Annotated in this window: 22 protein-coding genes; 8 read left to right on the top strand and 14 right to left on the bottom strand. The window is 61.9% G+C overall.

Annotation, left to right across the window (positions count from 1 at the left end; all coding sequences use genetic code 11):
* Positions 1-158 precede the first annotated feature (158 nt).
* The 3 genes from ACJ8M3_RS05450 (at position 159) to ACJ8M3_RS05440 (ending at position 3,300) form a co-directional block, all read left to right on the top strand.
* Complete coding sequence (locus ACJ8M3_RS05450; protein ID WP_046687076.1) at positions 159-1,619, top strand: FGGY-family carbohydrate kinase; 1,461 nt, start codon at positions 159-161, stop codon at positions 1,617-1,619.
* Positions 1,612-2,844, top strand: a complete 1,233-nt coding sequence (eutH, locus tag ACJ8M3_RS05445) for an ethanolamine utilization protein EutH (protein WP_033643135.1) — start codon at positions 1,612-1,614, stop codon at positions 2,842-2,844. The genes ACJ8M3_RS05450 and eutH overlap by 8 nt, the downstream gene beginning before the upstream one ends.
* Before the next feature lie 99 nt (positions 2,845-2,943).
* Positions 2,944-3,300 carry a DUF1937 family protein gene (locus ACJ8M3_RS05440; protein ID WP_442514621.1) on the top strand — a complete coding sequence of 119 codons (357 nt, stop codon included), beginning with the start codon at positions 2,944-2,946 and terminating at the stop codon, positions 3,298-3,300.
* Positions 3,301-3,338: 38 nt separating this feature from the next.
* Here ACJ8M3_RS05440 and ACJ8M3_RS05435 read toward each other — a convergent pair whose 3' ends face one another.
* Together ACJ8M3_RS05435 and ACJ8M3_RS05430 are read right to left on the bottom strand one after the other, a co-directional pair.
* Entirely contained in the window at positions 3,339-5,264 is a 1,926-nt protein-coding gene (locus ACJ8M3_RS05435; RefSeq protein ID WP_046687077.1) for a DUF3857 domain-containing protein, read from the bottom strand.
* Between the two features lie 122 nt (positions 5,265-5,386).
* Positions 5,387-5,956 (bottom strand): helix-turn-helix domain-containing protein, encoded by a 570-nt coding sequence (locus ACJ8M3_RS05430; protein ID WP_033643138.1) that lies wholly within the window; start codon positions 5,954-5,956, stop codon positions 5,387-5,389.
* Positions 5,957-6,085: 129 nt separating this feature from the next.
* Between ACJ8M3_RS05430 and ACJ8M3_RS05425 the strand changes: the two genes are divergently transcribed.
* Positions 6,086-6,982 (top strand): DMT family transporter, encoded by an 897-nt coding sequence (locus ACJ8M3_RS05425; protein WP_046687078.1) that lies wholly within the window; start codon positions 6,086-6,088, stop codon positions 6,980-6,982.
* Positions 6,983-7,191: 209 nt separating this feature from the next.
* On the opposite strand, the gene ACJ8M3_RS05420 is transcribed toward ACJ8M3_RS05425, so the two are convergent.
* The 5 genes from ACJ8M3_RS05420 to tetR form a co-directional block, all read right to left on the bottom strand.
* Positions 7,192-7,797 carry a nitroreductase family protein gene (locus tag ACJ8M3_RS05420; protein WP_033650353.1) on the bottom strand — a complete coding sequence of 202 codons (606 nt, stop codon included), beginning with the start codon at positions 7,795-7,797 and terminating at the stop codon, positions 7,192-7,194.
* Positions 7,798-7,866: 69 nt separating this feature from the next.
* Complete coding sequence (locus tag ACJ8M3_RS05415; RefSeq protein WP_096242269.1) at positions 7,867-9,165, bottom strand: c-type cytochrome; 1,299 nt, start codon at positions 9,163-9,165, stop codon at positions 7,867-7,869.
* A gap of 28 nt (positions 9,166-9,193) precedes the next feature.
* Positions 9,194-11,452: a xanthine dehydrogenase family protein molybdopterin-binding subunit gene (locus ACJ8M3_RS05410; RefSeq protein ID WP_176589185.1), complete on the bottom strand. Its 2,259-nt coding sequence runs from the start codon at positions 11,450-11,452 to the stop codon at positions 9,194-9,196.
* Entirely contained in the window at positions 11,449-11,922 is a 474-nt protein-coding gene (locus ACJ8M3_RS05405) for a (2Fe-2S)-binding protein (protein ID WP_333550464.1), read from the bottom strand. The genes ACJ8M3_RS05410 and ACJ8M3_RS05405 overlap by 4 nt, the downstream gene beginning before the upstream one ends.
* 175 nt (positions 11,923-12,097) lie before the next feature.
* The gene (gene tetR / locus ACJ8M3_RS05400) at positions 12,098-12,739 is read right to left on the bottom strand and encodes a tetracycline resistance transcriptional repressor TetR (protein ID WP_142075570.1); all 642 of its coding nucleotides are present in this window, start codon (positions 12,737-12,739) and stop codon (positions 12,098-12,100) included.
* A 64-nt stretch (positions 12,740-12,803) separates the two neighbouring features.
* Here tetR and tet(41) point away from each other — a divergent pair, with 64 nt between their 5' ends.
* The 4 genes from tet(41) to ACJ8M3_RS05380 all read left to right on the top strand — a co-directional run bounded on the left by tet(41) (position 12,804) and on the right by ACJ8M3_RS05380 (position 17,695).
* A complete protein-coding gene (gene tet(41), locus ACJ8M3_RS05395; protein WP_142075572.1) occupies positions 12,804-13,982 on the top strand; it encodes a tetracycline efflux MFS transporter Tet(41) in 1,179 nt (392 codons plus the stop codon).
* A 198-nt stretch (positions 13,983-14,180) separates the two neighbouring features.
* On the top strand, positions 14,181-15,137 hold the full coding sequence (locus ACJ8M3_RS05390) for a sulfonate ABC transporter substrate-binding protein (protein ID WP_047575138.1): 957 nt from the start codon (positions 14,181-14,183) through the stop codon (positions 15,135-15,137).
* A 258-nt stretch (positions 15,138-15,395) separates the two neighbouring features.
* Complete coding sequence (locus ACJ8M3_RS05385) at positions 15,396-16,130, top strand: MurR/RpiR family transcriptional regulator (protein WP_099783147.1); 735 nt, start codon at positions 15,396-15,398, stop codon at positions 16,128-16,130.
* 128 nt (positions 16,131-16,258) lie between these two features.
* Positions 16,259-17,695: a 6-phospho-beta-glucosidase gene (locus ACJ8M3_RS05380; protein ID WP_096242273.1), complete on the top strand. Its 1,437-nt coding sequence runs from the start codon at positions 16,259-16,261 to the stop codon at positions 17,693-17,695.
* A gap of 64 nt (positions 17,696-17,759) precedes the next feature.
* Here ACJ8M3_RS05380 and ACJ8M3_RS05375 read toward each other — a convergent pair whose 3' ends face one another.
* The 7 genes from ACJ8M3_RS05375 to ACJ8M3_RS05345 form a co-directional block, all read right to left on the bottom strand.
* Positions 17,760-18,938, bottom strand: coding sequence for a 4-hydroxybenzoate 3-monooxygenase (locus tag ACJ8M3_RS05375; RefSeq protein ID WP_442514620.1), 1,179 nt, complete (start codon positions 18,936-18,938; stop codon positions 17,760-17,762).
* A gap of 12 nt (positions 18,939-18,950) precedes the next feature.
* The gene (locus ACJ8M3_RS05370) at positions 18,951-20,306 is read right to left on the bottom strand and encodes an MFS transporter (protein ID WP_442514619.1); all 1,356 of its coding nucleotides are present in this window, start codon (positions 20,304-20,306) and stop codon (positions 18,951-18,953) included.
* Between the two features lie 395 nt (positions 20,307-20,701).
* On the bottom strand, positions 20,702-22,039 hold the full coding sequence (locus tag ACJ8M3_RS05365; RefSeq protein ID WP_101453000.1) for a D-serine ammonia-lyase: 1,338 nt from the start codon (positions 22,037-22,039) through the stop codon (positions 20,702-20,704).
* Between the two features lie 109 nt (positions 22,040-22,148).
* Complete coding sequence (locus ACJ8M3_RS05360; protein WP_046687088.1) at positions 22,149-22,838, bottom strand: VIT1/CCC1 transporter family protein; 690 nt, start codon at positions 22,836-22,838, stop codon at positions 22,149-22,151.
* 26 nt (positions 22,839-22,864) lie between these two features.
* Complete coding sequence (locus tag ACJ8M3_RS05355; RefSeq protein ID WP_046687089.1) at positions 22,865-23,338, bottom strand: VOC family protein; 474 nt, start codon at positions 23,336-23,338, stop codon at positions 22,865-22,867.
* 11 nt (positions 23,339-23,349) lie between these two features.
* The gene (locus ACJ8M3_RS05350; RefSeq protein ID WP_004938082.1) at positions 23,350-23,700 is read right to left on the bottom strand and encodes a DUF1428 domain-containing protein; all 351 of its coding nucleotides are present in this window, start codon (positions 23,698-23,700) and stop codon (positions 23,350-23,352) included.
* Positions 23,701-23,804: 104 nt separating this feature from the next.
* A complete protein-coding gene (locus ACJ8M3_RS05345; RefSeq protein ID WP_149542450.1) occupies positions 23,805-25,247 on the bottom strand; it encodes a GGDEF domain-containing protein in 1,443 nt (480 codons plus the stop codon).
* Positions 25,248-25,395: the final 148 nt, after the last annotated feature.

The raw sequence follows: 25,395 nt of genomic DNA, 5'->3' as shown, positions 1-25,395 counted from the left end.
GCGGTGATAAGCAAAAAGTATGAGGTCGATCACGCGGGGTTATTTTATCTTGTGATTTATGTTGCTTTTATGTGTGAAATTGAAGATAGATTATTAAAACAGTCACACAACCAACACCAGGCACAATAAAAAAACAAAACCTATAAGAGAGCGAAGCAATGATGAATCAACGTTATGCCGCGATTGATCAGGGGACCACCGGCACCCGGGTCGTGGTGTTCGGCGAAGACGGCAGGCACCATTCACCGGCCAGCATGCCGCACAAGCAGATCACCCCCAATCCGGGCTGGGTGGAACACGACGCCCTGGAGATTTTGGCGAATATCCGCCGCTGTCTCAGCCAGTGCGACATGGTGGATGCCATCGGTTTAGGGCATCAGGGCGAAAGCCTGCTGGCCTGGGACGCCGACAGCGGCCTGCCGCTGTACAACGCCATCGTTTGGCAAGATCAGCGCACCGAGCCGGAGATCCAGCGGCTGAAACGCGAAGGCGTTGAGCCGCTGGTGACGGCGAAAACCGGTCTGCCGCTCGATACCTACTTCTCAGCCAGCAAGATGGGCTGGCTGATGAACAACGCCCCGGGCGCCAGGCAATTGGCGCAACGCGGCCGCCTGCGGCTCGGCACCATGGACGCCTTCTTCCTGTTCCACCTGTGCGGCCGGCATCTTACCGACTATAACTCGGCCTCGCGCACCTCGTTGTTCAACATTCATACCCTGCAGTGGGATGAGGAGCTGTGCCGTTTGTTCGGCGTGCCGATCGACAGCCTGCCCGAGGTCAGAGACAACATCGGCCACTTCGGCGACGTCGCGCTCAACGGCAAACCGGTGCCGCTGACGGCCTGCATCGTCGACCAGTTTGCCGGTACATACGGCCACGGCTGCCATCAACCGGGGCAGATGAAGATCACCTTCGGTACCGGCGCCTTTTTACAGGCGATCACCGGGCCGCGCCCGATCGATGCCGGCGAGTCCGGCCTGTTGCCCACGCTGTGCTGGAAGCTGCCCGACAGCGAGCCGGTGTATGGCCTGGACGGCGGCGTTTATAACGCCGCCTCCGCCATTAACTGGGCGAGAAAGATCAGCCTGTTCAACGATTTCGATGAATTCGGCGACTTCCCCTCTCAGCCGGCCATCGCGCGCGGCCTGGCCTTTGTGCCCGCGCTCTCCGGACTGGCTTGCCCGTACTGGGACCGCTCCGCCGCCGGGATGTGGGCCGGGCTGTCGCTGGAGACCGAGCGCAAGGATCTGCTGCAGTCGATCCTCGAAGGCATCGCCATGCGTTCCGCCGAGGTGATCAACGCCATGGATAAACTGAAACCGATCGGCGACAGCATTTCGGTGGACGGCGGCCTGTCCGCCAACCGCTATTTCACGCAGTTTCTCGCCAACCTGATCCAAAAGCGCATCGTCTCTCCCACCAATAAGGAGATCACCGCCCAAGGCGTTGCGTTGTTGGCGCGTAAAGGACTGGGGGTGGAACATCCGCTCAAGGTGCTCAACCGCTATGAAGTGACGGAACCCGCCGAGGTCGATATGGCGGGCTGGTTTGCCCGCTATCAGGAAATCATCGCGCGCTCGCGCGGCTTACGTTCATTGCAGGAGGAACACCATGGCTGAGTTCGGTAATTTCATCATCTATATCATCATGGCCGGCACTCTGATCGGTGCGCTGGCGTCGATCGTCAAACCGGAAGGCGAGCTGGGACGCGAATTCGTCAACGGCATTCACGCCATCGGCCCGGTGTTTCTCGCCCAGGCTGGCATCATGGCCGCAATCCCGATCATCTCTTACCTGATCATGTACAGCATCGGCCCCTTCTTCTCGGCGCTCGGCTCCGACGCCTCGATCGCGGCGCTGGCGGTGATCGCCGTGGACATGGGCGGCTATCAGCTGGCCGACGCCATTGCCGCCAACCGCGACATGTGGATCGTCGCCATGTTGGTGGGTTACACCTCGGGTGCCAGCATCGTGTACCTGATCCCGGTCGGGCTTATCATGCTGAACCGCGACGACCATAAATATCTGGCGCTGGGTGCCATGGCAGGCCTGATCAGCATTCCGTTCGCCGTGCTGATCGCCCTGGTGACCATCACCTTCAATAACCTGCCGGTCAGGGAGATTATCTCCACCACGTCACCTGCCGCGCACTATCTGCAGCTGGACTTGCTGCAGGCGCTGCGGCTGCTGTCCCCGCTGTTCGCCCTGTGCTTCCTGTTGGCGCTGGGGCTGAAGCTGCGGCCGGCGGCGATGGTGAAAGGATTCCTGATCTTCGGCAAGGCGGCGGATGCCTTTATCAAGCTGGTATTGGCGCTGTGCATCATCGAGCATTTCACCGGTGTGTTTAAAAAGGTGTTCGGCGGCTGGGTATTCGATCCATTATTTGCCGACAAAGACGAATTATTCCGCGCTATCGAGATCGCCGGTTATATCGGCATTATGTTGGCGGGCACATTCCCCATTTGTTATTTATTCCAGCGCTATTGCCGCAAGCCGATGCATTTTATCGGTAAAAAGCTCGGTTTATCGGATACCGGCGCGCTGGGCTTTATTATGGTATTGGCCAATATCATCGCCGTTTATCACCTGTTCAAAGGCATGCGCGCCCGCGATAAGGTGCTGTGCGTGGCCTTCGGCATCTGCGCACAGGCCACGTTGGGCGATCACCTGGCGTTTACCGCCAACTTCCAACCTTCGCTGGTGTTGCCGATCATGATGGGCAAATTCCTCGGTGGCATGATCGCCGTGCTGATCGCCATAAAAATTTCGGTGCCGGAGGCTGAATTGCTGGAAAAAGAACAGACGCAAAGGCAATCGACGGCCATCGCCGCCGCCGCTCGTTAAATTTACCCCTAAGCCATAAAAATAAACGGGGCGCCGCCTCACGGGGAAGCTGCGCCCTTTTTTCGTCCCTGACAACAATTATTGAGAGAACAAACGCTAATGAGAAAAATATTTTTAGCCTGCCCCTACAGCCACACCGACGCCAACGTCGTGCAGCAACGCTTTATCGCCTGCAACGACGTCGCCGCCGCTATCGTGCGAGCCGGCAGCGCCGTTTCTAGCCAGGTCAGCATGTCGCATCCGATCAACCAGTGTTTGCAAGAGCTAGACAAAACCGCCATCGGCAAGCTGTGGGCGCCGATCGACGCCCTGTTCATGGCGGCGATGGATGAGTTGATCGTGCTCGACTTGCCGGGTTGGCAAGAGAGCGGCGGCATCAAACGCGAGATGGACGCTTTCGCGGCGCGCGGCTGCCGCGTCAGCCTGTGGTCCGAGGTCGCGAGCGAGTTCAACTGAGGCGTGCGCCCCGCCGCTTGGCGCGGCGGGGCAGCGGCCTATTTGCCGTTGGCCAATTCACCGTACACCACCTGGCCGCGGAAACCGCGCCGCACCTGCTGGAACAGCTCGCGGAATGCCGGGTAATCCTGCGCCTGGCACAGCGCTTCCTTGCCGCGAATGGCATTCACCTGCAGGCGGTGATTGACGGTCACCTGCTGCCCGTCGCGCCGCCACTCGACGCGATAGTCGCCCGCCGCATTGCGGAATTGCCGATCTTTCGGAATGGCGATGATCGGCACGTTGGCCGGCAGCTGCAGACGGTAGGTTTCGTCATAGCGCTGCGCGGTGCAGTAGAACGGCGTTTCGTTGCCCGGCGCCGCCGTGGTGGTATACAGCGTGCGGAACGATTTGCCGCCGGGCGGGTTGGGCAACGTCATGCCGCCCACCACGCCGAAATCGACGTAGTCGTCCGCCTTGAAGCGGAAGCGATAGCCGAACTGCTTTTTGAGATCCAGCGGATCGCTGTTCATCGCCACTTCGCCGTTGCCGTCGATGCCGGAAGCGGACATGATTGTCGCTTCGGCCTGCGCCCGATTCTGACGGTTGATCTGCGAGAAGTAGCCCCGCAGGTCAATTTCTTCCACTTCGCTCAGCCGGCGCTCGGTCTGTCCGCGCAGATTGCCCGCCTTGTCGAACACGAAATCGACGTTCAGCGCGCTCTTGACCGGCTGCTCGTCGCTGCCCGGCGTGCGCGCCAGCCTGGCGTCGCGTGTCAGCAGCACCGGCGCGCCCAAATCGCCCTCCGGCAGTTGCCCGAAACGCGCCCAGGGATTGGTGGAATCGAGGTACAGTTTGAATTCCGGCACGTAGGTGATGGCGTGATTGAAGCGGCCAAGCAGCGGCACTTTAGGCAGGATCGGGCCTTCATCCATGCCGATCAGCACCGGCGAGCTTTCAATGCCTTTGGCGGCGAGCAGCGCCTCCAGGATCACCACGTGATCCTTACAGTCGCCGTAATGGTTATCGAGAATGCTCTGCGCCGAATTCGGCTCCAGCCCGCCGTTGCCCAGGTACACCGCCACGTAGCGAATGTTTTGCGCCACCCAGCGATAGAGGGCCTCCGCCTGCTCGCGCCGATCGCTGATACCGGCGGTGATATTGTCCGCCAGCGCCTGAATGCCCGGCGTCACCTTCGCCGCCGCGCCGGCCTTCAGCTGGTAGGCCTTGGCCAACTGCGGCCACTCGCGGTAGGTACTGGCCATGATGGTCGGGCTGAAGGTCCAGCTGTCCGCCGCCCAGTTTTGCGCCTTCATCGGCGCGCTGCGCGAATAATGCCAGCGCCAGTGCGCCTGGCCGTTGCGGATTTGCGGTTGGTCCCCGCCCTCGACGCCGCGCGTGAAGATATGCATCGGCAGCTTGGCCGGCGCCTGCAGGGTCACTTCGGCGTCGTCGAACTGTTCGAAAACGCTGAACGTCTCCCACAGGCCGAAATAGTCAGGGAAATACGGGGTGTTCTGCGTGCGGCGCAGTTCGTACACCACGCGCGAGCCCGGCGCCAGGTTGGAGAACACGATGACGCGCACCTTGCGATCGGCATACAGCGGCGCCGTGGCGCTGGAATAGCTTTCCTGGGTATAAATGCGATCGGGCGCCACATCGTGGCGCTGGCCGTCGGCGGTCAGCGTATAGGCGGCGACCACCTCCAGCGTTTCCATTTTCTCGCTGTAGCTCAGGCGGATCTGGCTGAATTTTTCGACCGCCGCCTTGGTTTTCAGCAGCACTTCGTAGCTTTCCGTCTTCACGTTGGTGGCGTTGGCGTTAACGCGGTAATCCGCGCGATAGCGCACGAAGCTGAAATCGTTGTTGGCCGTGTCGTTCTGGCCCTGATCCGCCGCGGCGGGCGGTGCAGCGGCCAACACGGTGGCCGGGTGCGTCGCCGTCAAACCGGCGAGTAACAGTATGGAAGGAATAGCGATTTTCATCTTCGGTCCTTGAAGGGCAACAAACGGCGACGCCGGGCTACGCGTCTGCCCCGGCGTCAAAACAGGCGGGCACACTAATATAATTGAGAATCATTTTCAATAAACGAACCGTCAACGCCGTGCTAGCCCTGCTCGATCAGCATCACAGCGGTGGTCTCCGGCTCCAGGGCCTCGAAAACGTGCTCGCGATCGGCGGAGTAACTGATGTAATCCCCGGCGCTCAGCACCTGCGGCTGATCCGCCGGGCCAAGGCGCGCCCGTCCACTGCTGATGATCACATGCTCGACGGTGCCCGGCGGATGCGGCCGGGAAAGTTTGACTTCGCCGGGCTGCACCCGCAGCCGGTAAATGTCGCGCTGCGCGCCCGGTGGACAAGTGGCCAGCAACGTGGCGGCGTAGTTGCCCTGCTCTGACACCGCCGCGGTCCCCTCATGAGCGCGGATCACTTGCACCTGCCTGCTGGGTTGCGAAATCAGTCGGCTGACCGGCACATCCAGCGCCATCGCCAACGCCCACAGCGTTTCCAGACTGGGATTACCGCTGCCGGCTTCGAGCTGCGACAACGTGGACTTGGCGATACCCGCGCGCTTCGCCAGTTCGGTGACGGACAGGTTCAATCGCTCCCGCTCACGGCGGATTGCCGCCGACAAGAGGCCGATCGGCGTGATGTTCTGCATTAGGCTCTCGCTCATTGTTCGTTATACCATTCATTTGTTCGACTTGACGAACACCGTCAACCATGTTCATCATAATGTTCGATTGTTCATTTTAATGATTAAGCGACTTCACCACAAGCACGGTCAGGCCGCGAGGGAAACGACATGAAAACGAAAACGCGCGGCGCAGTGCAAATGATCCTCGCCATGACGATCTCCGGCACCGTCGGTTGGCCGGTGATCGTGTTAGGGCAGCCGCCCGCCACGGTGGTGTTTTGGCGCTGCGCGTTCGGCGCGCTGGCGATGCTGGCCACCTGCGCCGCGCTTGGGCAACTGAAATCAGGCGCCATCAACCGGCGGCAGCTGGCTTTCGCCGTCCTGGGGGGCCTCGCGCTGGTGCTCAACTGGACGCTATTGTTTGCCGCCTATGCGCATGCCTCGATCGCTGTCGCCACCGTGACCTACCATGTTCAACCGTTTATGTTGGTGGCGCTGGGAGCGCTGCTGTTCGGCGAAAAACTGACGGCTAATCGGCTGGGCTGGCTTCTGCTGGCGTTCGCCGGGATGGTGTTGATCGTCACCGGCCGGCAGAGCGGTGGCGGCGATGGCGACTATCTGCTGGGCGTGGCGCTGGCGCTCGGTGCGGCCCTGATGTACGCCCTGGCGGCAGCGATCGTCAAACAGCTGGCCGCGTTGCCGCCGCAGCTCATCGTGTTGATTCAACTGACCGTTGGCGCGGTGGCGATGGCGCCGTTCGCCGGTCTGGCCCGCCTTCCCGCAGAACCGCTCGACTGGCTGCTGCTGGCGACCCTCGGCCTGGTGCATACCGGGGTGATGTCCACGTTGCTCTATGGCGCTATCCAGAAAATCCCCACCGCTCTGGTTGGCGCGCTGTCGTTTATCTACCCGGCAGTGGCGATCGTGGTGGACTGGGCGGCGTTCGGGCACCGTCTCAGCCTGTTGCAGCTGCTGGGCACGCTGGCCATTCTCGGCGCGGCCGCGGGCATGAACTTCGGCTGGCGATGGGCGCCCGCCGCGCACCGGGCCGGTAAAATCGGTTAATCCCGTCCGACGGGCAAGCTATGCACAATAAGGCATTCGCCTTGTGTCCGGCGCGGTGTTATTTATTTAAACCGTGTAGGGTAGAAGGAGTGTTCTATGTGGCATCACCGCCTGCAACGGCGCATCCGTTTCAGTTACTGGAACGAACTGTGCGTCATAAAAAAATAAGGGAAGGCGCAAGCCTTCCCTTTTGTCATTCACCGTTCAGCTCAGAAGCGATCGGTTTTCACCACCTCGTCGAACGGCAGCTTGCCGATGCGCGGGTAAGGTTGCCCCGCCGCCTTGCCGATAGCGACCATCAGCGCGATCTGATAATGCGCCGGCTTATTGATAATCTCTCCCACCGCGTCGAAATCAAAACCGTCCATCGGGCAAGAGTCGTAGCCCTGCGCCTTGGCCGCCAGCATCAACGTCTGGGCGAAGATGCCGCTGCTGCGCATCACTTCGTCGCGCTGCACCTGCGGTTTACCGCGATAATACTGATCGACGGCCGGGATCATGAACTGCTGCACCGGCTCCGCCGCGTCGGCCCAAACGGTTTTTACCTTCGATTCCCAACTCGACAGATCGCCGCACAGCACGACCAGCATCGACGCGTCGGTCACCTGCGCCTGCCCCCACGCCGCCTCGCGAATTTTCTCGCGCTGCGAGCGATCTTCGATCAGCAGCGGGCGCCAGTGCTGCAGGTTAAACGCGCTGGGAGCGCCCTGCAGCGCAATGTTCAACAGCGCTTTTTTCTCTTCGAGCGTCATCACGTGCTGCGTATCGAACTGCTTGGTGGCGCGGCGTTGGCGGATCGCGTCTAACGTATTCATTTTACTGCCTCTGTCCATGTGAAAAGGTCTATTGTCGTCAACGCGGCGCGGCTGTCCAGCCCCAGGCGGCTATTTCTGCGCGGTTTCGGCGCGCAAACGGCTGACCTGCGCCGCCAATTCCGGCCACGGCGCCTGACCGGCGTAATGCTGCCGCAGGTAGTTGAGCAGGATGGCGATCTGCGCGTCATTCAGGTTATGGCGAAAGCCCGGCATATAGCCCAGCTCGGCGTTCGCCGGCCGCTGTATGCCGTCCAGCACCACGCGAATGGCGTTGTCCGGCGCGTCGGCGAACAGGTTGGTGTTCAGCGCCAGAGACGGCCGCACCCCCGCCATCTGCGCGCCTTTTTCCTGCGCATGGCAAGCCATGCAGGCGCCGGAAAACAGCCGCGCCCCTGCCGAACTCAGAGGCTCCACCTGGCGCTCCGCCTGAGCGTTTAACGTTGTCGCCGTAGCGCCCGCCGCCGTTTCAGGATGATAGCTGCGCAGATAGACGGCGATCGCCTGCAGATCGGCCTGCGGCAAGCGCGACAGCCCTTCTTCGATCACCGGCGCCATCGGGCCGGCGGCGACGCCGTGGTTGGCCGAGTAGCCGGTGCGCATGAAATCGACCAGATCCTGCTGCGTCCACGCGAGCGGCGCGGGCGAGCGGCCGGTCAACGCCGGCGCCGTCCATCCCTCCGCCACGCCGCCGGCCAGGTGCTCGCCGCCGGTTTTCTCGCCGAACAACACGTTGCGCGGCGAGTGGCAGGCGCTGCAGTGCCCCAGCCCTTCGACCAGGTACGCGCCGCGGTTCCAGTCGGCGCTTTGGGTCGCCTGTTCCGGCATCGCGCCCTGCGTCAGGAACAGCAGGTTCCAGGCAAAGATGCCCTGGCGAATGTTGAACGGAAAGTGCAGATCGGTGGCCGGCGGCCGGTACTTGACCGGCGGCTGCGACATCAGGTAGGCGTACAGCGCCTGCAGATCGTCGTCACTCGTGCGGGTAAAGGCGGTATAAGGAAACGCCGGATAAAGGTAGCGCCCCTGCCGATCAACGCCGTGCCGCATGGCGCGTTCAAACGCCGCGTAGCTCCAGCTGCCGATGCCGGTTTCCACGTCCGGCGTGATGTTGGTGGTGTAAATGGTGCCGAAGGGGATCTCCATCGCCAACCCGCCGGTGTTGCGCTCGCCGCCCGCACGGGTGTGGCACACGGCGCAGTCGCCGAGATCGGCCAACGTTTTGCCACGCGCGATCTGCGCCTCGCTGAAACGGTGGGTCGCATCGGCGGCGAGCGGCGCGATTTCCGGCTGCCAACTGGCGACCACGCCGGCGACCGCAACGGCGATCACCGTGACGCCGCCCCACCCGACGATTTTTTTCATCTTACTCATCTTTGCTGTCCTTGTTCGTTACGGGGGGTTAATGGCCGGCCTGAGCGCGCAGCGCGGCGAGCACCCGCGCCGGCGTAAACGGCACCTCGCGCAGGCGCACGCCGAGGGCGTCAAACAGCGCGTTGCCGATCGCCGCCGCACTCGGCACCGAGGCGGACTCTCCTGCGCCCATCGGCGCTTCGTCCGGGCGGTCGATCAGTTGGATATCGATCTGCGGCAATTCGTCAAAGCGCAGGATCGGATAGCCGCCCCAGTCCAATGACGTCACGCCCGACGCGTTGAAGGTCACAAACTCTTTCAGCACCCGGCTGGCGGATTGGATAATGTTGCCATGCACCTGATGGCGCACCCCGGCCGGATTGATCATCCGGCCGCAATCATGCGCCACGAAGATTTTATTGAGCGTGATCTGCCCGGAAAGGCGATTGACGCTGAGATCGCACACCCAGGCCGCCCAGGCGGCGCCGAAGCCGGGGAATTTGCTGTGGAAATAGCGCGCATAGGCGAAGCCGCGGCCGCTCACCACTTCGGCCCCGGCGGCGCGCGAGCGGTGCGCCGGGCCGTCTTGCCAGTTAGCCTGGCGCTTCAGGGCCTCAATCAAGGCCACCGCGCGCGGATCGTTCAGGTAACGCAGGCGAAACGCGATCGGGTCCTCGCCGGCGCGCCAGGCCAGCTCGTCGATCCAGGATTCATGGGCGAACACGTTGGGCAGCGCCGAAACGCCGCGCATCCACGACGCCCGCACGATCGGCGCGGCGTCCTGACAGATCACCCGCATGTGCGGATACGCGTATTGCGGAATGGCGGTGCGATCGCCCATCTGTTGCACGTCGGCCCGGTTGGCCACCTTGCCGGTCAACACCAGCGGCAAGGTCACCGCATTGTTGGAGGGATAGCTGGTTTTCAACTCGTAAGCCGCCACCCGATTTTGCGCGTCTAGGCCGCCGCGCACCCGGATCAGTTGGCCGGTGCCCTTCGGCTCCCAGCCGGATTCCTGTTCACGCATCAGCTGCACCCGCACCGGGCGGCCGGTGGCCCGCGCCAACAGCGCCGCGTCCGCCGAGACGTCGTCGGCGCAGTTGCGGCCATAGCAGCCGGAGGCTTCCATGCGGGTGATGTGCACCTGCTCAGACGGCAGCTCGAGCAGCCTGGCGATATCTTTGCGCAGATCGTGCGGGTTTTGCGTGCCGGACCACACCTGCGCCCGCCCGTCTTTGACCTCCGCTACCGCGCAGGAGGGGCCGATTGAGGCGTGCTGATGGTAAGGCCAGACATAGTCCGCCTGCACTTCGGTATGCAGCAATGCCAACGCCTCGTCCGTGCCCGCATCATCGCGCAGCACGCGGTCGGTTTTCGGGTTGGCTTCCAGCGCGGCGGGCAGCGCCTCCGGCGACAGGTCCGGCAGGCCGGCCCAGGGTTTCCATTCGGTTTTCAGCCGGCGCATGGCGGCGATCGCCTGCTCTTCGCGCTCGGCCACAATGCCGATGAAATCATTGATCACCACCAGTTTCACGATGCCCGGCAGGTGCGCGATCGAACTTTCATCCACCGACAACAGGCCACCGCCCAGCGGCGCGCTGCTGTCGGCGCCTGCGTAAGGCGGACGCACCACCCGGCCATGCAGCATGCCGGGCAAGCGCAGGTCGTGCACGTAGGTCAGCCCCCCGCTGACCTTGGCCGGAATATCGACCCGGGCGACGGCGCGGCCGACATAGCGGCCCTGCTGTTCACCGTTCAGCGGCACGTTTTTATCCAGCGTCACATGCAGATTTTGCCCGCTCGCCAGCTGCGCATAGCTCAAGGAACGCCCCGGGTGCTTGGTCACAAACACCTGTCCCGCCGCCGCCGTCAGCTGGTCGGCCGGCAGTTCGAAGGCTTTGGCCGCCAGCGCCGTCAGCATATGTCGCACCTGCGCCGCCGCCTGCCGCAGCGGCACCGACGTGACCTGGATGGTGGCGCTGGCGATGGTCGGCCCCTGATCCGGCGTGCGTTGCGTATCGCCGAGGATCATCGTGACGTGCTCGAACGGCACGCAAATTTCGTCGGCGACGATCTGCGCCAGCGCGGTGCGAATGCCGGTGCCGAGATCGACATGGCCATTGAAGGCCGTCACCCGGCCGTCGGCGGTGAGGCTGATAAAGCTGTCCACCCGATCCAGCGGCAGATCGGCAGGCGATGCAACCGTCTCGGCGGCGAAGGCGTTAAACGGCGCGGGCAGCAGACTGCTGACCATCACCACACCGCCGGCTTGCAACAACTGTCGGCGGGTCAGTTCGAGGCGGCTCATGCTTGCCTCCGCGCAGCCAGCAGATCGCGGGCGCGCTCGGCGGCGCGGAAGATCTCAAGGTGGGTGCCGCAGCGGCACAGGTTGTAGGCCAGCTCTTTCTTGATGGTTTGTTCATCTGCATCCGGCTCGCGTTCGAACAACGCGACCAGCGTCATGATCATGCCGTTGGCGCAGTAACCGCACTGCGCCGCCTGCTCATCGATAAACCCCTGCTGAACCGGATGCAGCGCCTCCGGCGTGCCCAGGCCTTCCAGCGTGGTGACGGACTTGCTTCCTACGGCGGCCAGCGGCATTGAGCAAGAACGCGCGGCGACGCCGTCGATCAGCACCGTGCAGGCGCCGCACTCCCCCAGGCCGCAGCCATATTTGGGGCCATTCAAGTGCAGATCGTTGCGTAAAACGTACAGCAGCGGCGTGTCGGGCGCGAGATTGCCGAGTGGAACCACCCGGCCATTAACGTTGATTTCCATGGTGAAACTATCCCTTAAACAAACGGATTTAATCCGTAACATCACTGCGGTGAATAATTGCGCAGTGTGCTAATAATTATCATCAAAAGACTTGACGATGTTAAGGGAATGTAGCCGCCATGGCTTTAACGAAAAGTGGGTATTTTCTATAAATTTCCGATAGATAAGCGCATTTTTATGATTGCCGCCCGTGATTATTGTCGATCGCCAGTCCGGCCTCGGCGCCGTCGACCAACAGCCGCACGCCGGCTTCAAACAGCGCATCCGCGCCCTTCTCCTGCAATGTTTCCCAGCCTTGGCACAGCAGCGGATAACGGCGGCGGTCGGCGTCATTGAGCGCATCGTCAGGCTGCATTTGCTGTTCCTCCAGCACCCAGCCCACCACGAAACGCCCGACGGCGAACAGCAGGTTTACCGCGCGCTCCGGCGTCAACCCCGCCCGGCACAGCAGCGCCACCTTGGCCTCAATGACGGCGAATTGCGGCTCCTGCGGCCGGGTGCCGGCATGCAGACGCGCGCCGTCGCGGTAAGCCAGCAGCGCCCGACGGAAGTTGCCGGCATTGGTGACAACCCAATCCTGCCAGGGCATGTCGGCGGGCACCTCTTCACGGTGATCCAGCATGATGGTTTCCGCCATCGCCTTCAGCAGCTCGGCCTTGTTCTTGAAATGCCAATAGAGCGTGGGAGATTGCACGCCCAAATGTTGCGCCAGGCGGCGGGTGCTCAGGGCATCGATGCCGATGTCGTTCAGCAACGCCAGCGCCCCGCGCAGGACGGTTTCTCGCGTTAAACGTGTCGCAGTATTTTTTTCGCTCATCTCTCTATCACTGATAGGGTAACTGTGGAATACTCAATACTCTATCACTGTTAGAGTCACAATTTTGAAAAAACCCATGCTGGTTATTTTGTTGACGGTGTTGCTGGATGCGGTGGGCATCGGTCTGATCATGCCGATTCTGCCGGCGTTGTTACGTTCGCTGGGCGGTCTTGACGCCGGCAGCCTGCACTACGGCGCCCTGCTGGCAGCCTATGCGTTAATGCAATTTCTGTTCTCGCCGATCCTCGGCGCGCTGAGCGATCGTTTCGGCCGGCGGCCGGTGCTGCTCATCTCGCTCGCCGGCGCGGCGGCCGACTATCTGCTGATGGCGTTCGCGCCGACGCTGGCCTGGCTCTATCTGGGCCGGTTGCTGGCGGGCATCACCGGCGCCAACATGGCGGTCGCCACCGCTTACGTCACCGACATTACGCCGGCCGGTCAACGCGCGCGGCGTTTCGGCCTGGTGGGCGCGGTATTCGGCGTCGGTTTTATCGTCGGCCCGCTGCTCGGCGGTTCGCTGGGCGAGTGGCATCTGCATGCGCCCTTCCTGGCGGCGGCGGCGATGAACGCCGTCAACCTGGCGATGGCGTTTTTCCTGCTGCCGGAATCGCGTAAACCGCGCGCCCGCGCCGCCGAGAAAATCCGCCTCAATCCCTTTTCGTCATTGCGACGGCTGCACGGCAAGCCTGGCCTGCTGCCGCTGGTCGGCATTTACCTGATCATGGCGCTGGTTTCGCAGGCGCCGGCCACATTGTGGATTTTATACGGTCAGGATCGTTTCGGCTGGAGCATGATGGTGGCGGGCCTGTCGCTGGCCGGTTACGGCGCCTGCCATGCGCTGTCGCAGGCCTTCGCCATCGGCCCGCTGGTCGCGCGGCTCGGCGAACGCAAGGCGCTGCTGATCGGCGTGGCCGCCGACGCAATGGGCCTGGCGCTGCTGTCGATCGCCACGCGCGGCTGGGCACCTTTCGCCTTGCTGCCGTTCTTCGCGGCGGGCGGTATGGCGCTGCCCGCGCTGCAGGCGTTAATGGCGCAAAAGGTGGACGACGATCATCAGGGCGAGCTGCAAGGGACGCTGGCCAGCATGGGCAGCCTGATCGGCGTAGCGGGGCCGCTGGTGGCGACGGCGCTGTACGCCGCCACGCGCGATGTCTGGCCGGGCCTGGTCTGGGCGTTGGCCGCCGCCCTCTATCTGTTGGTTCCGCTGTTGCTGGCGCGTTCGCGCGAGCGTGACGCGGCATAACGTCGAGCTCACCCTCTCCCGCTTAAGCTGATTTATGGCTAAGCAAGGCATTATTCAGCATAAGCGGGCGCTTTACACGCCACTGCGCCGCTCATTATCATCGCCCTTATCCCGCCGCAGGAAAATTTAAATGCCGTTTCATGGCGTTACGCCCAGCGCGTCATCGCTACCGTTCACTTCGCCTATCGGAAAATCAGGATGAGAAAACTCACAACGCCGCTGATCGCCGCCCTGCTGCTCGGCCTGTTTAGCCTGCCGGCCGGCGCGCAGGAGAAACCGCAACAAATCACCATCGGTTACCAGAAAGCCAACATTTTTGCGCTGCTGAAATACCGCGGCACGCTGGAGAAAACCCTGGAGCCGCAGGGCGTCAAGGTTCGCTGGATAGAATTCCCCGCCGGCCCGCAGATGTTGGAAGGGTTGAACGTCGGCAGCATCGATCTGGCGGCGACCGGCGACGCCCCGCCGGCCTTCGCGCAAGCCGCCAAGGCCGATCTGGTTTATTTGGCGCATTCGCCGCCCAGCCCGAAAACCGAAGCCATCGTGGTGCCGCAGGATTCGGCGATCCGCTCCGTGGCCGATCTGAAAGGCAAACGCGTGGCGTTGAACAAAGGGTCGGACGTCAATTACCTGCTGGTGAGCGCGCTGGAACAGGCCGGCTTGAGCTACAAGGACATCACGCCGGTCTATCTGCCGCCGAGCGATGCCCGCGCCGCCTTCCAGCGCGGCAGCGTCGACGCCTGGGTGATTTGGGATCCCTACTACGCCGAGGTGGAAACCCATGCCAACGCCCGCCGGCTGAAAGACGCGGAAGGTCTGGTGCCGCACTACACCTTCTATCTCGCCAGCCGCCGCTTTGCCGAAACCTACCCGGACAGCGCCAAGCAGGTGATTCAACAGCTCGGCGCGCTGAGCGACTGGGCCAACGGCCATCCGCAGGAAGCGGCGGCGATCCTCGCTCAGAGCACCGGCCTGGATCAGGCGATTTGGGCCAGAGCCATCGCCCGCATGCCGTTCGGCAGCCAGCGCATGTCGCCGGAGGTGTTCAGACAGCAGCAGCAGTTGGCGGATAAATTCACCGCCATCGGACTGCTGCCGGGTAAGGTGGACGTCAACGCCGCCCGCTGGTCCGAAGATAAGCCCGAGGCGCAGTAGCCTTTGCCGCGCTTTGGCTTTAGAAAGCAGAAACCGGCATTTTGCCGCCGGAGTAAGCTGACCTATGCTAACCCTGTGTGATGAAACGCGTTTTCATGGCATGTCTTCCGGAACGTTTTGCTTTATTTGTTCGTCGTGAACCCTGGGCCGCCCCTGACTGGTGCGGCTTTTCTTTTTTGTTCGGCAGTGCCAGCGGCGGGGAATTTTGCTATGTTAACCCGCAGATACGCTTCCCGTTTTCAGCTGCCGGATCGACTCATGTTTACCCACAAAGCAATCGCCGCGCTCAACGCCCTGGAGCTGATGGTTTATAACTACGTCAGCAAACACAAGAATCAAGTGATGTACATGACCATCCGCGAACTGGCCGAGGCCGCCGGCGTGTCCACCACCACCGTGCTGCGATTTTGCAAAAAAATGGGGTGTGACGGCTATTCGGAATTTCGCATCCGTTTCAAACTGTACCTGGAGCACACCGATGCGCCGCCGGTCGATTCCGGCATCGGCGAAATTCTCAGTTTTTTTAAAAGCGTCAGCAACGATGAATTTAATCAGCTGCTCGATGAAGCGGTGCGGCATATCGCCGCCGCCGAGCGAATTATTTTCGTCGGCATCAGCACCTCCGGCGCCCTGGGGAAATATGGCGCACGTTTCTTTTCCAACGTCGGAAAATTCAGCACCCATATCGACGATCCTTATTATCCCGTCAACAGCGATATGTATAAAAGCGCGGTGGCGATCATGTTGTCGGTTTCCGGCGAAACCGAAGAAATCCTGCGGCTGGCCAGCCAGTTCAGCCTGCACCACTGTAAAATCATCAGCATCACCAACAACGAAACCTCTTCGCTGGCGCGGCTGGCGGACTTCAATCTGTCTTATCACGTCCCGCAACACTTGATCGGCGATCATCATAATATTACTACGCAAATCCCCGTGCTTTATATTATTGAAACCATCGGCAAGCGCCTGGGAAGAATGAACGCGATAAAATAAAACAGGCTGTTTTTTTATTGTGACAAATCACGTTTTACGGCGATTTGTTATATCGTGACATTTCTTTCGGTCTTGTTACTCTATTGGCAACGCGAACGTTATTACCCTTCATTAAATAAGATGAGACATTGACGATGAAACAGTTGCCGAAAGATTTTCTGTGGGGAGGCGCGGTCGCCGCGCACCAGGTTGAAGGCGGTTGGGATCAGGGCGGCAAAGGGCCAAGCATCGCCGACGTGCTGTCCGGCGGTTCGCACGGCGTGGATCGCGTGATGACCGACGGCGTGCTCGACGGCTATCGCTATCCCAACCACGAAGCGGTGGACTTCTACGGCCGCTACAAGCAGGACGTGGCGCTGTTCGCCGAGATGGGCTTCAAGTGTTTTCGTACCTCGATCGCCTGGACGCGCATTTTCCCGAACGGCGACGAAGCAACGCCGAACGAAGCCGGCCTGCAGTTTTACGACGACCTGTTCGACGAATTGCTGAAATACGGCATCCAGCCGGTGATCACCCTGTCCCACTTCGAAATGCCTTACCATTTGGTAAAAGCCTACGGCGGCTGGAAAAATCGCCGGGTGGTGGAGTTCTTCGTGCGCTTTAGCGAAGTGGTGATGCACCGCTACCGCGAAAAAGTGAAGTACTGGATGACCTTCAACGAAATCAACAACCAGAGCAACTACCGCTACCCGCTGTTCGGCTACTGCTGTTCCGGCGTGGACTATACCCAGGAAGACAACCCCGAGCAGACGCTGTACCAGGTGTTGCACCACCAGTTCGTCGCCAGCGCGCAGGTGGTCAAACTCGGCCATCAGATCAACCCGGAATTCAAGATCGGCTGCATGCTGGCCTGCGTGCCGTTCTACCCTTATTCCTGCAAGCCGGACGACGTGATGTACGCCGTGGAAGCGATGCACCAGCGCTATCTGTATACCGACGTGCAAATGCGCGGCTACTACCCCAGCTACCTGCTGCGTGACTGGGAACGCAAAGGGCTGAAGATCGAGATGCAGCCGCAGGATGCGCAGATCCTGCGCGAGGGCTGCACCGATTACATCGGCTTCAGCTATTACATGAGCAATGCGCTGCAGGCCAACGCGGTGGACGGCAGCGACGGCATGTTCGGCTTCCCGGGCAACGTGCCGAACCCGCACGTCAAAGCCTCCGACTGGGGCTGGCAGATCGATCCGGTCGGGCTGCGCTATTCGCTGAACGTGCTGTATGAACGTTACCAGAAGCCGCTGTTTATCGTGGAAAACGGCTTCGGCGCCTTCGACAAGGTGGAAGCGGATGGCCAGATCAACGATGACTATCGCATCGACTATCTGCGCGCCCATATCGAAGAGATGAAAAAAGCGGTGATTGAAGACGGCGTAGACCTGATCGGCTATACGCCGTGGGGCTGCATCGACTGCGTGTCGTTCACTACCGGCGAGTACAGCAAGCGCTACGGCTTCATCTACGTCGATAAACACGACGACGGCACCGGCACGCTGGAACGGTCGCGCAAGAAAAGCTTCGACTGGTATCGTCGGGTGATCGCCAGCAACGGCGAACAGCTGTAACCGCCGCAGCTCAGGGGCGGTGACGCCCCTTCTCGCCCATGCCGAACGGCATGGGCGTTTTCGCTTATATCGCCGGGAATGGCGCCCCGACATAATTTTCCGCCAGCATCGTCATGGCGCTGCGCGATTTCACCGTGTACTGCAACTCTGAGAGTTGCAGCCGGTGTTCGAAAGGCGTGTCTTCCCGCCGGGTGTGCAGCATGTGGGTCATCCACCAGGAAAAATGCTCGGCGCGCCAGACCCGCTGCAAGGCGGTGTCGCTGTAATCGTCCAGCCGTTGCCAGTCGCCTCGCCGGTAAAACGTCTCCAGCGCCTGGGACAACAGGCAAACATCGGCCATGGCCAGATTCAACCCTTTGGCGCCGGTCGGCGGCACGATATGCGCCGCGTCGCCCGCCAACAGCAGGCGCCGGTAGCGCATCGGTTCGGTAACGAAGCTGCGCATGCCCACCACGTTTTTCTGAAATATGCGGCCCTTTTTCAGCGTCCAGCCTTCATGGTTTTCCAGCCGCTGCTCCAACTCGCGCCAGATACGATCGTCCGACCATTGATCGACCTGTTCCGCAGGATCGCACTGAAAATACATGCGCTGCACGCCGGGCGAACGGGTGCTGATCAACGCAAAACCGCGCGGATGGCAGGCGTAGATCAGCTCTTCGCTGGACGGCGGCGCTTCGACCAGAATGCCGAACCAGCCGAACGGATAGGTGCGGGTGTAATCCTGCCGCAGCCCGCCGGGCATCGCCGCGAGGCTGATGCCGTGGAATCCGTCGCATCCGATGACAAAGTCGCCGCGGAGCCGGCGCGGCTGGTCGCCATGACGGTAGTGAACCTCGGGCTGCGCACTGTCCAGCGCCTTCAATTCAACCTGCTCCACCTCGAAAAACAGATGGCCCTGCGCCGCCAGACGCGCGGCGATCAGGTCTTTCAAGACTTCATGCTGGGCATAAACGGTGACGGCGCGCTCGGTCAAGCCGGCCAGATCGATGCGGTGCTGCCGGCCGCCGAACGCCAAGCGGATCCCCTGATGCCGCGCCCCTTCCCGCCGCATCCGCTCCCCCAATCCGGTCTGCTCGAGCAGATCGACGGTCCCCTGTTCGAGCACCCCGGCGCGAATGGTCGATTCCACCGCCTCCCGGCTGCGCGTTTCCAACACCACCGATTCCACACCTTGCAGGTGCAGCAGATGGGACAACATCAAACCGGCCGGACCGGCGCCGATGATCACAACCTGTGTGCGCATAGCATGACTCCCTCATAGCATTTTGTTGAGCGGCGCCGGCAGCGCCGGGTAGCCGCCGGAAAGGTGTTTGGCGAGCAGCGCCAGCGCCGCGATCAGCGCCGGGATGGCCAACAGCGTGAAAATGGTGCTGAACGACAGCTGCATCTGCATCAGTACGCCACCGCTCATCGCCCCCAGAATGCCGCCAAAACGCCCGAGACCGAGCATCCAGGCCACGCCGGTCGCCCGGCTCTGGGTGGGATAGAACCCGGCCGCCAGGGCCGGCATGGATGACTGGGCGCCGTTCATGCAGGTGCCGGCGATGAACACCGTGAGCGCCATCAGCAGCGGAGAGGTATAGACATAGCCGATGATGCCGACGAACAAACCGGTCAGCAAATAGCCGACGGCCACCACCTTGTGCGGGTTCATGCGATCCATCAACCAACCGATAATCAATACGCCGAGCCCCCCGCCGAGCGGAAACAGCGCGGTGATCAGCGACGCCTGCGTAACGGAGGCGCCGGTTTCACGGATCAGCAGCGGCAGCCAACTGGTCAGCAGATAGAAGATCATCAATCCCATGAAGTAAGTCAGACACAGCATCAACGTGCCCAGCAGATAGCGACGCGAAAAGATCATGCCCAGCGGCGACGCTGCCTTTACCTGCCCCTCTTCCTGCAACATGAAGCGCGGCGACGGCGTCATTCGGATCGGCGCAATGCGCTTCAGCACCTTGGCGATGCGCTCTGCGGCATAGCCACGCGCGACCATGAAGCGCACGGATTCAGGCAAGGCGGCGATCAGGACCAGCGCCAGCAGCAACGGCATAACGCCGCCCAGCACCATCACGCTCTGCCAGCCGAAATGCGGGATCAGCCAGGCGGAAGAAAAACCGCCCAGCGACGAACCGAGAGGGAAACCGCAAAACATCAGATTCACCATCAGGGCTCGGCAGCGCTGAGGGGCATATTCCGACATCAGCGTGGCGGCGTTCGGCATGGCCGCCCCCAGTCCCAGCCCGGTCAAAAAACGCAGCAGCGTCAGCGTCGAAAGCGAGCCGGCGAAGGCGGTCAGCAGGCTGAAGCCGCCGAACAGCAGCAGCGAAATCACCAGCACTTTCTTACGGCCGATGCGATCCGCCAACGGGCCGGCGGCCAACGCGCCTACCGCCAGACCGACCAGCGCGGCGCTCATTACCGGCCCCAGCGCGGTTTTGTCTATTCCCCACTCCTGCACCAGCGACGTGGCGATGAAGCCGATAATGGCGGTATCGAAACCGTCCAGCGCGACCGCCAAAAAACACAAAACCAGTATCAACCACTGGTAGCGAGAAAATGGCTGGTTATCGATAAACCCTCGAATTTCTACGTTGTTATCATGCGGCATGGCTTGCTCCTCAGAGAGTGCGGCAAACCTCACCGCACGGAACAGCCGGCTGCGAGCCGGCGAGAGGGTTAATTTGTGCGATTATCGGAATATAGTTCGTTAATCGACAATCAAATCAAACCACCCCACGGCGAATGCTTCAATATTGTTAAAAAAATAAGCGTGCGATAAACGAACATCAGAAAGCGGTAAATAAAATAATTTTATTTACTATTAATTGGATATGGAGATTTAAGCCGTGACTGCGGCGTGGGGAGTTGTGATTTTGTTAACATTTTAAAAACATCATGAGCGCCCGGTCTGACGTTGCCCCTGGGCCGGAGGGAACCGGCGCTTGTCAAACCGCGCTCGCCGCCTAAAAACAGGAAGCGAGCGCAAGCCTCGGCGCTATTGGCTCACGGCGCCGTTTGCGCGGCCGCGAGGTATTTCGCCATTTCCGCCGTCGGCACCATGCCGCCGCCGGTCGCCCATACCAGATGCGTCGCCTGGGCCAGGTGCTCGGCGCTCACGCCCTGCTCGCTGAGCTGCCGCGCATGAGCGGCAACGCGCCACGGCCCGGGCATACCGGCCAGGGCGGAGGGTTCCAGCTGGATATGCTCGTGCCTGTCCAACAGCCCGAGCAGCGCGAACATCTCTTCGTCGCTCAGGGTGTAAAACGCGCTCAGCAGGCGCTCCATCGCCCGGCCGACAAAACCGGAGGCGCGCCCCACCGCCAGTCCGTCCGCCGCCGTGCGGTTGTCGATGCCGAGATCTTGCACCGCAATGCCGTCATGCAACCCGCTGTAGACGCCGAGCAGCATGCAAGGGGAATGGGTCGGTTCGGCGAAAATGCAGTGAACATGATCGCCGAACGCCAGCTTGAGGCCAAAGGCGACTCCGCCCGGCCCGCCGCCGACGCCGCACGGCAGATAAACGAACAGCGGATGCTGCGCGTCCACCACGATACCCTGTTCGGCAAACTGCCGCTTCAGGCGGCCGCCAGCCACCGCGTAGCCGAGGAACAGGGTTTGCGAGTTTTCATCATCGATAAAGAAGCAACTCGGATCGTCCGCCGCCTGTTTGCGCCCTTGTTCGACCGCCACGCCGTAATCGTCGGCGTATTCCACCACCGTCACGCCATTGTCGCGCAGCTTCTGTTTTTTCCACGCCCGCGCGTCCGCCGACATGTGCACGCTGACGTCAAACCCCAACCGGGCGCTGATGATGCCGATGGATAATCCCAGATTGCCGGTCGATCCGACGGCGATGCGGTACTGGCTGAAGAATTGACGGAACTCGTCGGAAAACAGCCGGGCGTAGTCGTCGCCGATTTGCAGCAGCCCCGCCTCCAGCGCCAGTTTCTCCGCATGCGTCAGCACCTCATAGATGCCGCCGCGCGCCTTGATTGAGCCGGAAATCGGCAGATGGCTGTCCTTTTTCAACAGCAGGCGCCCGCCCAACGTCTGCCCATAGCGCCGATCCAACGCGAGCTGCATGGCCGGGATCGCCACCAGCTCGGATTCGATGATCCCCTTTGTCGGTTGGGTTTCCGGGAAGGCCGCGGCAAGATAAGGCGCGAAACGCGCCAGGCGCTGCTCCGCGTCAGCGACGTCGGCGGCGGTCAACCCGACGTGGGGCAACCCTGCGGCCAGCGTTGTCGCGCGCGGATTGAACCAGGTGATCGGCTCTAGCGCAACCATGCGTTGCAACAGCGGATGCTGGGCGACCCACGATAGGATCTGTGATTTCTGCATAAGTGTCCCTGACTGATGTTGGCGTTGCCGTCACCTTGCCGCGAACGCCGGCGGCTGACAAATGATAAATTCTGAGCTTGAGGTGCACTAGATTGATGCAAGCGCGACGTTAGCCGGCCGTCACGCCAAACAGCAGGCCGACGCCGGAAGAAACCGCCATCGCCAGTGCGCTCCAGACGAGGATGCGCGCCACGCCCGGCAAGATCGGCGCCCCGCCGGTTTTCGCGGCGATGCCGCCGAGAACGCCGAGGGAAATCAGCGCCGACGCCACCAGCGCCGGCCGCGTCCAGGCGACCGGTACCCACATCGCCACCAGCAGCGGCAACAGCGCGCCGAGGGAGAAACTCAGGGCCGACGCCAACGCAGCCTGCAGCGGCCGGGCGCGGGTGGCGGAGGAAATACCCAGTTCGTCGCGCGCGTGCGCCTCCAGCGCATCATGCGCCATCAGCTTTTCCGCCACCTGCCGGGCCAGCGCCGGATCCAGACCGCGATGCACGTAGATTGACGTCAGTTCGCGAAACTCCCCCGGGTAGTCTTCAAGCAGCTCCGCCTGCTCTTCCGCCAGCGCGGCCTTTTCGGTATCCGCCTGCGACGAGACCGACACATACTCGCCGGTGGCCATCGACATCGCGCCCGCCACCCACCCGGCGACGCCGGCGATCATCAGCGTGGAATGCGAGGCGCTGGCCGCCGCGACGCCCAGCAGCAGGCTGGCCGTTGAGACGATGCCGTCGTTGGCGCCGAGCACCGCCGCCCGCAGCCAGCCGATGCGTTCAATACTGTGCCGCTCTCGATGCATCCTTTCTCTCCCACGTTCTCTTTCCGCTAGTCCCGCGCCGCCGCTTCCAGGCCGGCGATGTCGATTTTGCCCATCAGCAGCATCGCTTCCGTGACCCGCCGCACGCGCGCGGCGTCGGGGTCGTTCATCAGCTCGGTCAGGCGCCGCGGCACAATTTGCCAGCACAGCCCCCAGCGATCGCGCAGCCAGCCGCACTGCTCCGCCTCGCCGCCCTCGCTCAACGCATCCCACAGCCGGTCAACCTCCGCCTGATCGTCGCATTCCACCATCACGGAAAAGCTGTGATTGAACGGATCCAACGGCCCGGCCTCGATCGCCGCATAGCGCTGGTCACCCAGAGTGAAGGCGGCCAGCTTCACGCTGCCGGCCGGGCCGCTCGGCGTATCCGCCGGCAGATCGGAAAACCAGTTCACGGACGAACCGGGGATCAGCGCGACGTAGCAATTCAGCGCCGCCTCCATGTCTTTTTCAAACCACAGATGTTGCGTAATTCTGGCCATCGGCGCCTCCTTCAGGCATCGAGGATCGGCGCGAACCCGCCAAAGATCATGCGTTTGCCGTCAAACGGCATCTCGCCCAGCGCCTTCATGCGCGGATCGTTCATCATTTTCTCATTGGCGGCGTCGCGCACCGCCTTGGAGGGGTACTCTATCCAGCTGAACACCACCACTTCGCCCTCCTGCGCCTTTACCGCGCCGCGAAAGTCGGTGAGTTTGCCGTCGGGCACGTCATCGCCCCAACACTCCACGATGCGCGTGGCGCCAAACTCTTTGAACAGCGGCGCTGCCGCCGCCGCCAACCGGTGATAAGCCTCCTTATTGGCGGCCGGCACCGCCACCACAAACCCGTCTACGTATTTCATTCTGGCATCCTCTTGTCTGATTAAGGACAGTCGGTTCGGCGCAGGCGGAAATGCCCGCGTCTCTTACCAGTTTAGACCGCAGGCACGCAGCGCGGATCGGAAGTTCAGCGGCCAGGATCGTTCGGCGGGTAAGATTCCGGCGTGGCGACCCGGTTACGGCCGGCATTTTTCGCTTTGTATACCGCCAGATCCGCTAGTTTGAGCAGGTCGGCCAGGCTATGGCCGGAACCGCCCGGGCAGGTCACCATGCCGATGCTGACGGTGATCTGCAGCGGATGGCCGGCCGGCATGGTGATCGATTCCGCCTCAATGCGTTGCCGCAGCCGTTCGGCCAGCTGCAACCCCTGCTGCGGCTGGCCGAGCGTCGAGACGATGGCGAACTCTTCGCCGCCCATGCGGCCGAACAGATCGTTGACGTTCAGATCGGCGGCGATCGCACGGGTAAACGCCATCAGCGCCTGATCGCCACCGGCGTGGCCGAAACGGTCATTGATCGATTTGAAATAGTCGATGTCGAGCATCATGACGCACACCAGCTCGCCTTTCTGATCGATCACCCGCTCGCCGCGCTGCATAAACGCATTGCGCGTCAGCACGTGGGTCAACGCATCGTGATTCGCCACGTGCTCCAGCGTGCGTAACAACGCGTTGCGCGCATAGTTCATGCTGGCGACGGCGATCGGCCCCAACGCCAGCAGCGCGATGCCCAGGCGCATGGATACCGCGTTCTGCAGCACCTTCATGTCGAGCGTGGTGCTAAGCAACCCGAAATCGATCGCCAGATGGCACCACAGCACGTAAACCAGCACCGCGATCATGGTGCAGAACAGTGAGAAGGACATCGCCAGCCACAGCAGCACCGGCATGGGAAAGATCACCGCGCCGGGGCCGCCAATCAGCACGCTGCACACCGCCGCCAACACCAGCAGTGCCAACACGGCCAGTTTTCGCCCCGCAATTGGCCACTGGCTGCGCTGCGAGAGCATACTGCAGGCCGCGCGCAGCCGATGCCGCCAATCGACGGGAAACGCCAGAATGAATGGCATCAGCGTGACGTAGTTGGTGAATTCAGACGAGAACCATAGCACCAGCGAGGTCAGATAGGGTCGGCCGAACAGCCACTGCGAGGCCGCCGCGCCCACAACGCCGGTAACGGCGGCAGCGGCCAGGCAGATACCGAACAAATACATGCTGGAAGCGCCACGCTGCAGCGTGCGCGCCGGCGGCGGCAGGCGCATGAACAACAGATACCCTACCACCACGCCGGCCAGATTGGCGGCGTTCAACAACAGCGCCTTTTCCAGCGAGCTGCCGGTCAGCAGATCCGCCGCCAGATACCCCAACACCGCCATGCCCCAATCGGCGCGCGTGGCCCACCGTGAGCGGCGCACCAAAACGGCCAGCAGCACGGCGTTAGCCGGCCAGAATATCGCCAGAAAACTGCCGGGCCGGCTCACGATGCCCAGCAGACACAGCGCGAACACCAGCAAAAAAAAGCTGAGCGCGGGCCAGATTTTCCGGGTATCGGACAACGAGGTGGTTTGCATCTTGGATCCAGAGACTTCCGCTAGCGTAAGGTGACAGTCTTTGCGTGTCACAACCGTCGACGATGAGGAGAAGATAAACGGCCGACCCGCCTATTATTGCCAGTTTTTCCTGCCCGGACACCTGTTTATTCATCAAGGGAAAATATAT

The organism is Serratia sp. CY55921 (assembly GCF_052167655.1).
Lineage (GTDB): Bacteria > Pseudomonadota > Gammaproteobacteria > Enterobacterales > Enterobacteriaceae > Serratia > Serratia ureilytica.
Note: the sequence above shows the minus strand (reverse complement) of the source record. Positions and strands in the feature narration are given on the sequence as shown.